This window comes from Dactylosporangium sp. NPDC005555 (assembly GCF_040605635.1).
Lineage (GTDB): Bacteria > Actinomycetota > Actinomycetes > Mycobacteriales > Micromonosporaceae > Dactylosporangium.
In genome coordinates this window covers 454,638-466,765 of record NZ_JBEXDG010000001.1, presented here as the reverse complement: position 1 = coordinate 466,765, position 12,128 = coordinate 454,638, and the positions used below count along the sequence as shown (strand labels likewise).

The 12,128-nt window shown below is 68.0% G+C and carries 22 protein-coding genes and 1 pseudogene; all 23 read left to right on the top strand.

Features of this window, described 5'->3' with window-relative positions; translation table 11 throughout:
* Window positions 1–10: 10 nt before the first annotated feature.
* A pseudogene (gene rplV, locus ABZS58_RS02250) lies at window positions 11–373 on the top strand (50S ribosomal protein L22); the annotation flags it as partial.
* Between the two features lie 182 nt (window positions 374–555).
* Complete coding sequence (rpsC, locus tag ABZS58_RS02245) at window positions 556–1,401, top strand: 30S ribosomal protein S3 (protein ID WP_354776647.1); 846 nt, start codon at window positions 556–558, stop codon at window positions 1,399–1,401.
* 3 nt (window positions 1,402–1,404) lie between these two features.
* Window positions 1,405–1,830, top strand: a complete 426-nt coding sequence (gene rplP / locus ABZS58_RS02240) for a 50S ribosomal protein L16 (RefSeq protein ID WP_203845084.1) — start codon at window positions 1,405–1,407, stop codon at window positions 1,828–1,830.
* Window positions 1,830–2,069 carry a 50S ribosomal protein L29 gene (rpmC, locus tag ABZS58_RS02235; protein ID WP_354776645.1) on the top strand — a complete coding sequence of 80 codons (240 nt, stop codon included), beginning with the start codon at window positions 1,830–1,832 and terminating at the stop codon, window positions 2,067–2,069. Before rplP ends, rpmC begins: the two co-directional genes overlap by 1 nt.
* A 2-nt stretch (window positions 2,070–2,071) precedes the next feature.
* Window positions 2,072–2,353, top strand: a complete 282-nt coding sequence (gene rpsQ / locus ABZS58_RS02230; RefSeq protein ID WP_354776643.1) for a 30S ribosomal protein S17 — start codon at window positions 2,072–2,074, stop codon at window positions 2,351–2,353.
* Between the two features lie 74 nt (window positions 2,354–2,427).
* Window positions 2,428–2,796 (top strand): 50S ribosomal protein L14, encoded by a 369-nt coding sequence (gene rplN / locus ABZS58_RS02225; protein ID WP_203845087.1) that lies wholly within the window; start codon window positions 2,428–2,430, stop codon window positions 2,794–2,796.
* 2 nt (window positions 2,797–2,798) lie between these two features.
* Window positions 2,799–3,113, top strand: coding sequence for a 50S ribosomal protein L24 (gene rplX / locus ABZS58_RS02220; protein WP_033357656.1), 315 nt, complete (start codon window positions 2,799–2,801; stop codon window positions 3,111–3,113).
* Window positions 3,113–3,676 carry a 50S ribosomal protein L5 gene (gene rplE / locus ABZS58_RS02215; protein WP_354776641.1) on the top strand — a complete coding sequence of 188 codons (564 nt, stop codon included), beginning with the start codon at window positions 3,113–3,115 and terminating at the stop codon, window positions 3,674–3,676. Before rplX ends, rplE begins: the two co-directional genes overlap by 1 nt.
* A gap of 12 nt (window positions 3,677–3,688) precedes the next feature.
* Entirely contained in the window at window positions 3,689–3,874 is a 186-nt protein-coding gene (locus tag ABZS58_RS02210) for a type Z 30S ribosomal protein S14 (protein WP_190249376.1), read from the top strand.
* A gap of 64 nt (window positions 3,875–3,938) precedes the next feature.
* The gene (gene rpsH, locus ABZS58_RS02205) at window positions 3,939–4,346 is read left to right on the top strand and encodes a 30S ribosomal protein S8 (protein ID WP_354776639.1); all 408 of its coding nucleotides are present in this window, start codon (window positions 3,939–3,941) and stop codon (window positions 4,344–4,346) included.
* A gap of 13 nt (window positions 4,347–4,359) precedes the next feature.
* On the top strand, window positions 4,360–4,902 hold the full coding sequence (gene rplF / locus ABZS58_RS02200; RefSeq protein ID WP_354776637.1) for a 50S ribosomal protein L6: 543 nt from the start codon (window positions 4,360–4,362) through the stop codon (window positions 4,900–4,902).
* Between the two features lie 8 nt (window positions 4,903–4,910).
* Window positions 4,911–5,294, top strand: coding sequence for a 50S ribosomal protein L18 (rplR, locus tag ABZS58_RS02195; protein WP_354776819.1), 384 nt, complete (start codon window positions 4,911–4,913; stop codon window positions 5,292–5,294).
* A gap of 14 nt (window positions 5,295–5,308) precedes the next feature.
* Window positions 5,309–5,932 (top strand): 30S ribosomal protein S5, encoded by a 624-nt coding sequence (rpsE, locus tag ABZS58_RS02190; protein WP_354776635.1) that lies wholly within the window; start codon window positions 5,309–5,311, stop codon window positions 5,930–5,932.
* Between the two features lies 1 nt (window position 5,933).
* Window positions 5,934–6,116 (top strand): 50S ribosomal protein L30, encoded by a 183-nt coding sequence (rpmD, locus tag ABZS58_RS02185; protein WP_033357651.1) that lies wholly within the window; start codon window positions 5,934–5,936, stop codon window positions 6,114–6,116.
* 4 nt (window positions 6,117–6,120) lie between these two features.
* Window positions 6,121–6,582 carry a 50S ribosomal protein L15 gene (gene rplO, locus ABZS58_RS02180; RefSeq protein ID WP_354776632.1) on the top strand — a complete coding sequence of 154 codons (462 nt, stop codon included), beginning with the start codon at window positions 6,121–6,123 and terminating at the stop codon, window positions 6,580–6,582.
* Window positions 6,583–6,804: 222 nt separating this feature from the next.
* Complete coding sequence (gene secY, locus ABZS58_RS02175) at window positions 6,805–8,142, top strand: preprotein translocase subunit SecY (RefSeq protein WP_354776630.1); 1,338 nt, start codon at window positions 6,805–6,807, stop codon at window positions 8,140–8,142.
* Window positions 8,142–8,795: an adenylate kinase gene (locus tag ABZS58_RS02170; protein ID WP_354776628.1), complete on the top strand. Its 654-nt coding sequence runs from the start codon at window positions 8,142–8,144 to the stop codon at window positions 8,793–8,795. Before secY ends, ABZS58_RS02170 begins: the two co-directional genes overlap by 1 nt.
* 3 nt (window positions 8,796–8,798) lie before the next feature.
* Window positions 8,799–9,638, top strand: coding sequence for a type I methionyl aminopeptidase (gene map / locus ABZS58_RS02165; protein WP_354776626.1), 840 nt, complete (start codon window positions 8,799–8,801; stop codon window positions 9,636–9,638).
* A 339-nt stretch (window positions 9,639–9,977) separates the two neighbouring features.
* Complete coding sequence (locus ABZS58_RS02160; protein WP_354776624.1) at window positions 9,978–10,502, top strand: DUF1707 domain-containing protein; 525 nt, start codon at window positions 9,978–9,980, stop codon at window positions 10,500–10,502.
* 185 nt (window positions 10,503–10,687) lie between these two features.
* Window positions 10,688–10,909, top strand: coding sequence for a translation initiation factor IF-1 (gene infA / locus ABZS58_RS02155; protein WP_007073013.1), 222 nt, complete (start codon window positions 10,688–10,690; stop codon window positions 10,907–10,909).
* 75 nt (window positions 10,910–10,984) lie between these two features.
* Entirely contained in the window at window positions 10,985–11,101 is a 117-nt protein-coding gene (rpmJ, locus tag ABZS58_RS02150) for a 50S ribosomal protein L36 (protein WP_014687778.1), read from the top strand.
* Window positions 11,102–11,279: 178 nt separating this feature from the next.
* Window positions 11,280–11,660 (top strand): 30S ribosomal protein S13, encoded by a 381-nt coding sequence (gene rpsM / locus ABZS58_RS02145; protein WP_354776622.1) that lies wholly within the window; start codon window positions 11,280–11,282, stop codon window positions 11,658–11,660.
* 45 nt (window positions 11,661–11,705) lie between these two features.
* Window positions 11,706–12,116: a 30S ribosomal protein S11 gene (gene rpsK, locus ABZS58_RS02140; RefSeq protein WP_203845099.1), complete on the top strand. Its 411-nt coding sequence runs from the start codon at window positions 11,706–11,708 to the stop codon at window positions 12,114–12,116.
* The last annotated feature ends 12 nt before the right edge of the window (window positions 12,117–12,128 follow it).

Genomic DNA, 12,128 nt, shown 5'->3' with positions numbered 1-12,128 from the left:
GGATTTCCCAATGCCAACAAAAGCAGCGGCGGCGCTGCCCGGTGCCCGGGCGATCGCGCGCCATGTGCGCGTGTCGCCCATGAAGGCGCGCCGTGTGGTGAACCTCGTCCGTGGGCTTCCCGCCCGCGACGCACTCACGGTGCTGCAGTTCGCCCCGCAGTCCGCGAGCGAGCCGGTCTACAAGGTGCTCGCGAGCGCCATCGCCAACGCAGAGAACAATGAGCGGCTCGACCCGGACTCGCTCCTGGTCGCCGAGGCATATGTCGACGAGGGCCCGACGCTCAAGCGGTTCCGGCCGCGGGCGCAGGGTCGCGCGTACCGGATCCGCAAGCGCACGAGCCACATCACCATCGTGGTCGAGAGCGTCCCGGCGACCCAGGCCCGCGCGGCGAAGGCCGGCGTGGCGAAGGCGACCAAGGCCGCCAAGGCCGTGACGCCGGAGACCGACGAGACCGACGAGGTCGAGTCAACGACGGCCAAGAAGGCCGCGCCGGCGAAGAAGGCCGCGGCGAAGAAGGCGGCGCCGAAGGCTGACGCCGAGGAAGGGACCGAGTAATGGGTCAGAAGGTTCACCCGCACGGGTTCCGGCTCGGCATCAGCACCGACTGGAAGTCCCGCTGGTACGCCGACAAGCTGTACAAGGACTACATCGCCGAGGACGTCAAGATCCGTCGGATGATGTCCAAGGGCCTTGAGCGCGCCGGCATCGCGAAGGTCGACATCGAGCGCACCCGCGACCGGGTCCGTGTGGACATCCACACGGCCCGCCCGGGCATCGTCATCGGCCGCAAGGGCGCCGAGGCCGACCGCATCCGCAACGAGCTGGAGAAGCTCACCGGCAAGCAGGTGCAGCTCAACATCCTCGAGGTGAAGAGCCCCGAGTCGGACGCGCAGCTCGTCGCGCAGGGCGTGGCCGAGCAGCTGTCCAGCCGGGTCAGCTTCCGCCGGGCGATGCGCAAGGCGATGCAGTCCGCGATGAAGAACACGCTCGTCAAGGGCATCCGGGTGCAGGTCTCCGGCCGCCTCGGCGGCGCCGAGATGAGCCGCACGGAGTTCTACCGTGAGGGTCGCGTTCCGCTGCACTCGCTGCGCGCCAACATCGAGTACGGCTTCTTCGAGGCTCGTACCACCTTCGGCCGCATCGGCGTGAAGGTCTGGATCTACAAGGGCGACGCCGTCCCGGGTCGTGAGGCGCCGGCTGAGGCCGCCGCTCCGCGCGGTGGCCGTCGCGAGCGCACCGACCGGCCCGAACGGCCGCGTCGTGGTCGCTCTGGTTCCTCCGGCACGACCGCCGGCGGCACCGAGGCCGGTCGGGCCGCAGCCGCGGCCCAGGCCGCCGAGGTGACCCCCGAGGCCGCCCCGGTGGAGCAAGCAGCGGCAGAGACGCCTCAGGAGGGCTGACGAATGCTGATCCCTCGTAAGCCCCCGAAGGGCTTCCGCAAGCCGCACCACCCGGACCGTCACGGTCCGGCCAAGGGCGGCACCCGCGTGGTCTTCGGCGAGTTCGGTATCCAGGCTCTCGAGCCGGCGTACATCACGAACCGCCAGATCGAGGCGGCCCGTATCGCCATGACCCGGCACATCAAGCGTGGTGGCAAGGTCTGGATCACGATCTTCCCGGACCGCTCCATCACCAAGAAGCCGGCCGAGACCCGCATGGGCTCCGGCAAGGGTTCCCCCGAGTGGTGGGTGGCCAACATCAAGCCGGGCCGGATCCTGTTCGAGATGTCGTTCCCGAACGAGCAGATCGCCCGCGAGGCAATGCGCCGCGCGATCCACAAGCTTCCGCTGAAGTGCCGGATCGTCACGCGCGAAGGGGCTGATGTCTGATGGCCGCCGGAATCAAGGCGACCGACCTGCGCGAGCTGTCCGACGAGAGCCTGGTCGAGAAGCTTCGGGAAGCGAAGGCGGAGCTGTTCAACCTCCGCGTCCAGTCGGCCACCGGCCAGCTGGACAACCACGGGCGGTTGCAGATCATCCGCAAGGACATCGCCCGGATCTACACGATCATGCGCGAGCGCGAGCTGGGTCTCTCAGCCGCGCCCGACGCTGTGGCTGAGGTGGCATGAGCATGAGCGAGCAGACGACCGAGAGCACCGAGGTCCGCGGCCGCCGCAAGGTCCGCGAGGGCCTCGTGGTCAGCGACAAGATGGACAAGACCGTCGTCGTGGCGGTCGAGGACCAGGTCAAGCACCCGCTGTACGGCAAGGTCATGCGCCGCACCAACAAGCTCAAGGCGCACGACGAGCAGAACGCCTGCGGTATCGGCGACCGGGTGCTGCTCATGGAGACCCGGCCGCTGTCCGCCACCAAGCGCTGGCGGGTCGTGGAGATCCTCGAAAAGGCCAAGTAAGGCCGTCGTTCCGCCAAGCTCGGCACCGGGCCGCGTGCCCGGTGCCGAGAACTGGCAGACATTAGGAGACAAGCGTGATTCAGCAGGAGTCGCGGCTGCGCGTCGCCGACAACACGGGTGCCCGGGAGATCCTGTGCATCCGTGTGCTCGGTGGCTCGGGTCGCCGCTATGCAGGCATCGGTGACATCATCGTCGCCACCGTGAAGGACGCCATCCCGGGTGCCGGGGTGAAGAAGGGCGATGTGGTCAAGGCCGTCATCGTCCGGACCACCAAGGAACGGCGCCGGCCGGACGGGTCGTACATCCGGTTCGACGAGAACGCCGCCGTGATCATCAAGGATGGCGGTGACCCCCGTGGTACCCGCATCTTCGGCCCGGTCGGGCGTGAGCTCCGGGACAAGCGTTTCATGAAGATCATCTCGCTCGCGCCGGAGGTGTTGTAACCATGAAGGTCAAAAAGGGCGACACCGTCCTGGTCATCGCGGGCAAGGACAAGGGCACCCGGGGCAAGGTCCTCACCGCCCTCCCGCGCGAGGACAAGGTCATCGTCGAGGGCGTCAACCGGGTCAAGAAGCACACCCGTATCCGCACCACCCAGCGTGGTTCGAAGACCGGTGGCATCGTGACCCAGGAAGCCGCCATCCACGTCTCGAACGTGATGGTGATCGACTCGGACAACAAGCCGACCCGCGTCGGCGCCCGCATCGACGAGGACGGCGTCAAGACCCGCACGTCGCGTCGCTCCGGTAAGGATCTGTGATGACGACGGTCGACAAGGTGAACCCGCGCCTCAAGCAGCGCTACCGCGACGAGATCGCGGGCCAGCTGCGGGAGCAGTTCAAGTACGACAACGTGATGCAGATCCCGGGCGTCGTCAAGGTCGTCGTCAACATGGGCGTCGGTGAGGCGGCCCGCGACTCGAAGCTGATCGACGGCGCGGTCCGCGACCTCGCCACGATCACCGGTCAGCGGCCGCAGATCCGCAAGGCGACCAAGTCCATCGCGCAGTTCAAGCTGCGTGAGGGCATGCCGATCGGTGCCAAGGTCACCCTCCGCAACGACCGCATGTGGGAGTTCCTCGACCGGCTGCTGTCGATCGCACTGCCGCGTATCCGCGACTTCCGCGGTCTCGACGGGCGCAAGCTCGACGGCAACGGCAACTACACCTTCGGTCTCACCGAGCAGTCGGTGTTCCACGAGATCGACCAGGACCGCATCGACCGGCCGCGAGGGATGGACATCACCGTGGTCACCACCGCTCGCACGGACGAGGAAGGTCGCGCGCTGCTCAAGCTGCTCGGCTTCCCGTTCCGTGAGAACTAGGAGAACTGACCAATGGCGAAAAAGGCCCTAGTCCTCAAGGCCGCCGCGAAGCCCAAGTTCGCGGTCCGCGCATACACCCGCTGCCAGCGCTGCGGCCGGCCCAAGGCCGTGTACCGGAAGTTCGGGCTCTGCCGCGTGTGCATCCGTGAGATGGCGCACCGGGGCGAACTGCCCGGCGTTTCCAAGGCCTCCTGGTAAACCTCCTTCGCCGTAGGCCCGCCCACAGCGGCGAGGAACCGCGGCGAGAAAGGCTGACAAAGCAATGACCATGACCGACCCGATCGCAGACATGCTGACGCGTCTGCGTAACGCCAACCAGGCGTACCACGACCGCGTGACCATGCCCTATTCGAAGATCAAGGCGAACATCGCCGAGGTGCTCAAGTCCGAGGGCTACGTGTCCTCGTGGCAGGTTCAGGAGCCGGACGAGGGCAAGGTCGGCAAGACGCTGATCGTTGAGCTCAAGTACGGCCAGAGCCGCGAGCGCAGCCTCGCCGGCATCCGCCGGGTCTCGAAGCCCGGTCTGCGGGTGTACGCGAAGTCGGTGGAGATGCCGCGCGTGCTCGGTGGCCTCGGTGTGGCCATCATCTCGACGTCCCAAGGGCTGCTCACCGACCGGCAGGCCCGCAAGCGAGGGGTGGGCGGGGAAGTCCTCGCCTACGTCTGGTAAGGGAGAGCCTTCAATGTCTCGAATCGGACGTAAGCCCATCGCGGTGCCCGCCGGCGTCGACCTCAAGATCGACGGCCAGGTCATCACCGTCAAGGGACCCAAGGGCGAGCTCAACCACACCCTCGCCGAGCCCATCACGCTGGAGAAGGCCGACGACGGCTCCTTCAACGTCGTGCGCCCCAACGACGAGCGCAAGGCCAAGGAGCTCCACGGCCTGTCGCGCACCCTGATCGCGAACATGGTCATCGGCGTCACCGAGGGCTACCGCAAGAGCCTCGAGATCGCCGGCACCGGTTACCGCGTCACGGCGAAGGGTGCCGACCTGGAGTTCGCGCTCGGGTTCTCCCACCCCGTGCTCGTGACGCCCCCTCCGGGCATCACGTTCACCGTCGAGCGGCCGACGCTGTTCCACATCGCCGGCATCGACAAGCAGCAGGTGGGCGAGGTCGCCGCCAACATCCGCAAGATCCGCCCGCCGGAGCCGTACAAGGGCAAGGGCGTGAAGTACCAGGGCGAGGTCATCCGCCGTAAGGCTGGAAAGGCAGGCAAGAAGTGAGCGCCACGCTGCTCAAGCGCCGCAACACAGGCGGCTCCGCCGCGGCGCGCCGAGTCGGGCGCGCACGCCGGCACTTCCGCATCCGCAAGCACGTCAGTGGCACCGCCGAGCGTCCGCGCCTGGTCGTCACCCGCTCGCTGCGGAACATCACCGCGCAGATCGTCGACGACCTCAAGGGCCACACGCTGGCCTCGGCCTCGACGCTCGACACGACCATCCGTGGCACCGACGGCGACAAGAAGGCACTGGCCGGCAAGGTCGGCACCCTTCTCGCCGAGCGGGCGAAGGCCGCGGGTGTCGGCAAGGTCGTCTTCGACCGTGGCGGAAACCGTTACGCCGGCCGCATCGCGGCCCTGGCTGACGCCGCCCGCGAAGCCGGACTCGAATTCTAGGAAAGGGAACGTTCATGCCTGGTCCTCAGCGCAGGGGCGGCGGGTCCGGTGGGAACACCGAAGGTGGCGGCCGTCGCGAGAATCGTCGCGAAGGTGGCGGCCGCGGCAACGCGCCCGCCGAGAAGACCCCTCACCTCGAGCGGGTCGTCGCGATCAACCGTGTCGCCAAGGTCGTCAAGGGTGGTCGGCGCTTCAGCTTCACCGCCCTCGTCATCGTCGGTGACGGCGACGGCACTGTCGGCGTCGGTTACGGAAAGGCCAAGGAGGTGCCCGCGGCCATCGCCAAGGGTGTCGAGGAGGCCAAGAAGCACTTCTTCAAGGTGCCGCGGATCGCGGCCTCGATCCCGCACCCGGTGATCGGCGAGGACGCCGCAGGCGTCGTGCTGCTCAAGCCGGCCTCCGCCGGTACCGGCGTCATCGCCGGTGGCCCGGTGCGTGCCGTCCTGGAGTGCGCCGGCATCCACGACGTGCTCTCCAAGAGCCTCGGCTCCTCCAACGCCATCAACATCGTCCACGCGACGGTGGCGGCGCTGAAGAAGCTCGAGTCGCCGGAGGCCGTCGCGGCTCGCCGTGGCCTGCCGGTCGAGGACGTCGCTCCGGCGGCCATGCTGGCCCAGCGGGCCGGGGTCGGTGCATGACATGGCGCGCCTGAAGGTCACCCAGATCCGGTCCGAGATCGGCACCAAGCAGAACCAGCGCGACACGCTGCGTTCGCTCGGGCTGAAGCGGATCCGTGACGTCGTCGTCAAGGAAGACCGTCCGGAGATCCGCGGCATGATCCACACCGTGACGCACCTGGTCACCGTGGAAGAGGTGGAGTAATCCGATGACGATCAAACTGCACCACCTGCGGCCCGCCCCGGGCGCCAAGACCGCGAAGACCCGTGTCGGTCGCGGTGAGGGCTCCAAGGGCAAGACCGCCGGTCGTGGCACCAAGGGCTCCAAGGCCCGCAAGAACATCTCGCCGGCGTTCGAGGGTGGGCAGATGCCCCTCCACATGCGCCTGCCGAAGCTCAAGGGCTTCAAGAACCGCAACCGCATCGAGTTCCAGGTCGTGAACCTGGCCCGCCTCGCGGAGCTGTTCCCCAAGGGCGGCACGATCGGGGTCGACGAGCTCGTCGACGCCGGTGCCGTCCGCAAGGGCGAGCTCGTCAAGGTCCTCGGTGACGGGGAGCTCGGCGGCGTGAAGCTGCAGGTCAGCGCGCACAAGTTCAGCGCGTCGGCCCGCGAGAAGCTCGAAGCGGCGGGTGGCACCGCCACTCTCCTCGGCGGCTCCGCAGCTGAGTGAACAACGCGCTACCGTGGCGTCCACCGGAGCACATCGGGTGGGCGCCACGCGGCGCCTCAGTACCAACTGAAAAGCTGAGGGATCGCCAGGGCGTGATGTGCTGCGGGCATGCTGTTAGAGTCCGTTGCGGTAACACGCTCGTCACCCGCTCAGCAGTAACACCAGCACCACCCAGACCCCACCTCGTCGGCCGCCCGGCCGCCTTGCGCAGGAGGAAGAACGTTGCTCTCCGCCTTTGCCAGCGCGTTTCGCACGCCTGACCTGCGCAACAAAATTCTGTTCACATTGCTGATGATCGGCCTCTATCGGGTGGGTGCCACGCTCCCCAGCCCCGGTGTGTCGTTCGGCAATGTGCAGAAGTGCCTCGACATCGTCGAGAGCGGCGCCGACAACCAGGTCTTCACTCTGCTGAACCTGTTCTCCGGCGGCGCGCTGCTGCAACTTTCAGTCTTCGCGCTGGGCATCATGCCCTACATCACCGCGAGCATCATCCTGCAGCTGCTGACGGTCGTGATCCCGCGCCTGGAGCAGCTCCGCAAGGAGGGTCAGTCCGGCCAGGCGAAGATCACGCAGTACACGCGCTACCTCACCCTCGGGCTCGGCGTCCTGCAGGCCTCGGCGTTCGTCGCCCTGGCCCGGTCCGGCCAGCTCTTCGGTGGCGCCTGCGACCAGAGCCAGTTCCCGGTCATCCCCGACACCGGCAAGATCCCGCTGTGGCTCACCCTCACCGCGCTGGTCATCACGATGACCGCCGGCACGGGCATGGTCATGTGGTTCGGCGAGCTCGTCACGGACCGCGGCGTCGGCAACGGCATGTCGGTCCTCATCTTCACCTCGATCGCCGCCCGCCTCCCCAACGAGGGCATCACGATCTGGCAGGACGACAAGACCACGTTCTTCGTGGTCGTCGGTCTCGCGGTCGTCGTCATCGCCTTCGTGGTCTTCCTGGAGCAGGCCCAGCGGCGCATCCCGGTGCAGTATGCGAAGCGCATGATCGGCCGCCGCATGTACGGCGGGACCTCGACCTACATCCCGCTGAAGGTCAACCAGGCCGGCGTCATCCCGGTCATCTTCGCCTCCTCGCTGCTCTACCTGCCGCAGTTGGCGACCTCGTTCGCCGGTCAGGACACGACCAACCGCACGATCCTCTGGATCAACCGGAACATCGTCGCCCAGGACAAGCCGGCGCACATCATCCTCTACTTCATGTTGATCATCTTCTTCACGTACTTCTACGTGTCGATCACGTTCAACCCCACTGAGGTCGCGGACAACATGCGCAAGTACGGCGGCTTCGTCCCCGGCATCCGCCCCGGCAAGCCGACCGCCGAGTATCTCGACTTCATCCTCAGCCGCATCACCCTTCCCGGCGCGCTCTACCTGGGCATCATCTCGATCCTGCCCAACCTGCTCATCGGGATCGTCGGTGGCGGACAGGCTCTGCAGAACTTCCCGTTCGGCGGCACCGCAGTACTGATTATTGTTGGTGTGGGCCTCGAGACGGTGAAGCAGATCGAGAGCCAGCTCATGCAGCGCAACTACGAAGGGTTCCTCCGGTAGTGAGGCTGGTGCTGGTAGGTCCCCCCGGGGCGGGCAAGGGGACCCAGGCCGAGTTCATCGCCGCGCACCTCGCCGTGCCCAAAATCTCCACCGGCGACATCTTCCGGGCCAACGTCGGGCAGGGCACCCCGCTCGGCGTCGAGGCGAAGCGCTACATGGACGCAGGCCAGCTGGTCCCCGACGAGGTCACCATCAACATGGTGTCCGACCGGCTGGCCGAGAGCGACGCCGCTGACGGCTTCCTCCTCGACGGCTTCCCGCGCACCGTCCCGCAGGCCAACGCCCTCGACAAGCTCCTCGCCGACCTCGGCACCGGACTGGACATCGTCCTGGAGCTCGTCGTGGAGAACGAAGAGGTCATCCGGCGGCTCTCGGGCCGCCGGACCTGCCGCGGCTGCGGCAAGATCTGGCACGTGGAGTTCGACGCCCCCACCCACGAGGGCGTCTGCGACCGCTGCGGCGGCGAGCTCTTCCAGCGCGACGACGACAAGGCCGAGACGATCGCCGAGCGCCTGAAGGTCTACGCCCGCGACACGTCCCCCCTCGTCGACTACTACGGCGCGCAGGGCAAGCTGGTGGGCATCGACGCCACCGGACCGGTCGAGGACATCACGGTCCGCGCGATCGACGCACTGCGCTCCTACGGCGGCTGACCTGTGGCGCACCAAGTCGAGATCGAGCTCAAGACGCCCGAGCAGATCGGCCACATGCGCCGCGCCGGTCTGGTCGTGGCCGACGCCCTGGCCCGCATGCGGGCCGCGGTCGCACCCGGCGTGACCACCGCCGACCTGGACGCGATCGCCGAGGAGACCATCCGGGCCGCCGGCGCCATCCCGTCGTTCAAGGGCTACCACGGCTTCCCGGCCTCGATCTGTTCCTCGGTCAACGACCAGGTCGTGCACGCCATCCCCAGCTCCCGGCAGGTCCTGCGGGCCGGCGACCTCATCTCGATCGACTGCGGCGCCGAGCTCGACGGCTGGCACGGCGACGCCGCGATCACCGTGGGCGTCGGCGACATCAGCAACGACCTGCGCCGCCTCGTCACGGTGGCCGAGGACGCCATGTGGGCCGGGATCGCCGCCGCCGCCCGCGGCGTCCGCTCCGGCAAGGGCCGCCTCACCGACATCTCCTTCGCGATCCAGTCCGCCGTCCGCAAGGCCGGCCGCTACGGCATCGTCGACGGCTACGGCGGCCACGGCATCGGCAGCGCCATGCACCAGGACCCCTTCGTCGAGAACTCCGGCCGCCCCGGCAAGGGCCCCGCACTGCGCCCCGGCATGGCCCTCGCGATCGAGCCGATGATCACGAAGGGCAAGCCGAAGGTCGCCGAGCTCGACGACGGCTGGACCGTGGTCACGGTCGACGGCTCCGTCGCGGCCCACGTCGAGCACACGATGGCGATCTGCGACGACGGCGTCTGGGTCCTCACCGCTCCCGACGGCGGCCGGTCCCGGCTCGGTGAGCTGGTCACCGCTCGTCAGCAGGTCAGCGCGTAGCTCATCCATGCGGGCTCCGGTCCGTCGTGCTCGACCTCCGTTGCTCCCGTCAGCCGCCGGTCAGGCCGTGGACGGCCTTCCCTCTCCCGCCGCCGGTAGTCGCCCGGACACGACCTCGCGGTCGTGGCAGGCACGCGACCGTCCCGGCCGCGAACACCCGCGGCGAGCCCGTCAGATCGTTCGAGGAGGCTCCGTCGGCCGGCGGGGGTCAGTCCGGGACGGCCGGGGCCACCTCGGGGGTGAGGGCGGGCGGCAGTCGTACCATGGCGGCCGAGGGTGGAAGAGCGGCATGCGCGGATGGGATGCTTCTGTCGGGGAACGCGACTCGGGGAGGATGGCATGGCGGTGGACCGGCGGGAGAACCTGCGCGCAGCCGACGTCGACCGGCAGTTCGTGGCCGAGCGGCTCAAGGCCGCGGTCGACGAGGGACGGTTGTCGCTCGGTGAGTATGACGACCGGCTCAAGGAGACCTACGCCGCCAGGACCTACGGCGACCTCGACGTGATCCTCAGCGACCTGCCCGGCTTCCGCCCGGTCGACGCCTCCGCGGTGGCCCCGGCGAGCGGCTATGCGGCCGGCCCGACGAGCCCGGCGCCGGTCGGTGCGAAGGGCCAGTTCGGCCGGCAGCCGCACTGGCTGCTCGGCATCTGGAGCGGCTGGCTGATCGCGGTCACCGTCAACGTGGTGATCTGGGCGCTGGTCAGCATCTCCAACAACGAGGCCGTCTATTTCTGGCCGATGTGGGTCGCCGGTCCGCTCGGCGCGGTGCTCCTCGCGACCTCGGTCAGCACCTATCTGGCCGGCGGCCCGGACGCCGCCCGGGAGCTCAAGCGCGAGCGCAGGCGGCAGCGCCGCGAGCGTTGAGACCCCGATTTGCTGCATCGCGCTCACCGCGCGTAGACTTGTCCATTGGCGCAAAGCGTCCACTCAGGCATGCCCCCACGCGCTTCTAGTGGCAGGCCTGAGCCGCGGCTGGCGCGGACCCCCCGTGGGGTCCGTGAAAAGGATGCATGCGTCACACCCAACCCGATCGTCAGGTAGCGGAGGACATGCCGAAGAAAGACGGGGCCATCGAGATCGAGGGCCGAGTGATCGAGCCACTCCCGAACGCTATGTTCCGGGTGGAGCTCGCCAATGGCCACAAGGTCTTGGCGCACATCAGCGGGAAGATGCGGCAGCACTACATCCGCATCCTGCCCGAGGACCGAGTGGTCGTCGAGCTGTCGCCTTATGACCTGACTCGCGGGCGCATCGTCTACCGCTACAAGTAAATCGGTGTCGGTTCCCAGGAAACGGTCGGGACTGTCGCTCCCATGTAGGGGTGCGCAGCGAGAGTTAGGCACACCGTGAAGGTCAAGCCGAGCGTCAAGCGGATCTGCAACAACTGCCGGATCATCCGGCGGCACGGCCGGGTCATGGTCATCTGCAGCACTGACCCGCGCCACAAGCAGCGCCAGGGCTGAGCCCAGGCGGCAGATCCACCAGCACCACCAGTTTTAGCCCGTTCCAGCCCCGGGCCACCGCGCGTGATGCGTGCGGAGCGCGTGGGCTGCACCCCCGGTCGGAGGCCGGGGCCCGTCTGTGGGCAGACGGGAGTGGAGCGGGCTCAGACCTCCGCACACGCAAGGAGCACGCCCACCTATGGCACGTCTCGTTGGTGTCGATCTCCCGCGCGAGAAGCGCACCGAGATCGCACTCACCTACATCTTCGGGATCGGTCGCACCCGATCCACCGAGCTGCTGTCCGCCACCGGGATCGATGGCAACAAGCGCGCTCGTGACCTGACCGATGAAGAGATCGTGCAGCTGCGCGACTACATCGAGGCCAATTTCAAGGTCGAAGGGGACCTGCGCCGCGAGGTCCAGGCGGACATCCGCCGCAAGGTTGAGATCGGCTGCTACCAGGGCATCCGGCACCGCAAGGGCCTGCCCGTGCGCGGTCAGCGCACCCGGACCAACGCCCGCACCCGCAAGGGTCCGAAGCGCACGGTCGCCGGCAAGAAGAAGCCGGGCAAGAAGTAGTAGTAGTCGGTCGGGTAGAGAAACCAATCTAGGAGCGCATAGAGAATGCCGCCGAAGGCTCGCGCCGGAGGGACCGCTGTCAAGAAGGTCCGGCGCAAGGAACGCAAGAACGTCGCCCACGGGCAGGCGCACATCAAGAGCACCTTCAACAACACCATCGTGTCGATCACCGACCCGACCGGTGCTGTCATCTCGTGGGCCTCGGCCGGCCAGGTGGGCTTCAAGGGCTCGCGCAAGTCGACGCCGTTCGCCGCGCAGCTGGCCGCCGAGGCCGCCGCTCGCCGCGCGATGGAGCACGGCATGCGCAAGGTCGACGTGTTCGTCAAGGGTCCCGGCTCCGGCCGTGAGACCGCGATCCGCTCCCTGCAGGCCGTCGGCCTCGAGGTCGGGCAGATCTCTGACGTCACGCCGCAGCCGCACAACGGTTGCCGTCCGCCGAAGCGCCGCCGGGTCTAAGGGAAGAGATAG

What these genes read in the sequence shown, in the direction of transcription:
- rpsC (WP_354776647.1), top strand. Translation starts at nt 556, where the DNA reads ATGGGTCAGAAGGTTCACCCGCACGGGTTCCGGCTCGGCATCAGCACC.
- rplP (WP_203845084.1), top strand. Translation starts at nt 1,405, where the DNA reads ATGCTGATCCCTCGTAAGCCCCCGAAGGGCTTCCGCAAGCCGCACCAC.
- rpmC (WP_354776645.1), top strand. Translation starts at nt 1,830, where the DNA reads ATGGCCGCCGGAATCAAGGCGACCGACCTGCGCGAGCTGTCCGACGAG.
- rpsQ (WP_354776643.1), top strand. Translation starts at nt 2,072, where the DNA reads ATGAGCGAGCAGACGACCGAGAGCACCGAGGTCCGCGGCCGCCGCAAG.
- rplX (WP_033357656.1), top strand. Translation starts at nt 2,799, where the DNA reads ATGAAGGTCAAAAAGGGCGACACCGTCCTGGTCATCGCGGGCAAGGAC.
- rplE (WP_354776641.1), top strand. Translation starts at nt 3,113, where the DNA reads ATGACGACGGTCGACAAGGTGAACCCGCGCCTCAAGCAGCGCTACCGC.
- ABZS58_RS02210 (WP_190249376.1), top strand. Translation starts at nt 3,689, where the DNA reads ATGGCGAAAAAGGCCCTAGTCCTCAAGGCCGCCGCGAAGCCCAAGTTC.
- rpsH (WP_354776639.1), top strand. Translation starts at nt 3,939, where the DNA reads ATGACCATGACCGACCCGATCGCAGACATGCTGACGCGTCTGCGTAAC.
- rplF (WP_354776637.1), top strand. Translation starts at nt 4,360, where the DNA reads ATGTCTCGAATCGGACGTAAGCCCATCGCGGTGCCCGCCGGCGTCGAC.
- rpsE (WP_354776635.1), top strand. Translation starts at nt 5,309, where the DNA reads ATGCCTGGTCCTCAGCGCAGGGGCGGCGGGTCCGGTGGGAACACCGAA.
- rpmD (WP_033357651.1), top strand. Translation starts at nt 5,934, where the DNA reads ATGGCGCGCCTGAAGGTCACCCAGATCCGGTCCGAGATCGGCACCAAG.
- rplO (WP_354776632.1), top strand. Translation starts at nt 6,121, where the DNA reads ATGACGATCAAACTGCACCACCTGCGGCCCGCCCCGGGCGCCAAGACC.
- ABZS58_RS02160 (WP_354776624.1), top strand. Translation starts at nt 9,978, where the DNA reads ATGGCGGTGGACCGGCGGGAGAACCTGCGCGCAGCCGACGTCGACCGG.
- infA (WP_007073013.1), top strand. Translation starts at nt 10,688, where the DNA reads ATGCCGAAGAAAGACGGGGCCATCGAGATCGAGGGCCGAGTGATCGAG.
- rpsM (WP_354776622.1), top strand. Translation starts at nt 11,280, where the DNA reads ATGGCACGTCTCGTTGGTGTCGATCTCCCGCGCGAGAAGCGCACCGAG.
- rpsK (WP_203845099.1), top strand. Translation starts at nt 11,706, where the DNA reads ATGCCGCCGAAGGCTCGCGCCGGAGGGACCGCTGTCAAGAAGGTCCGG.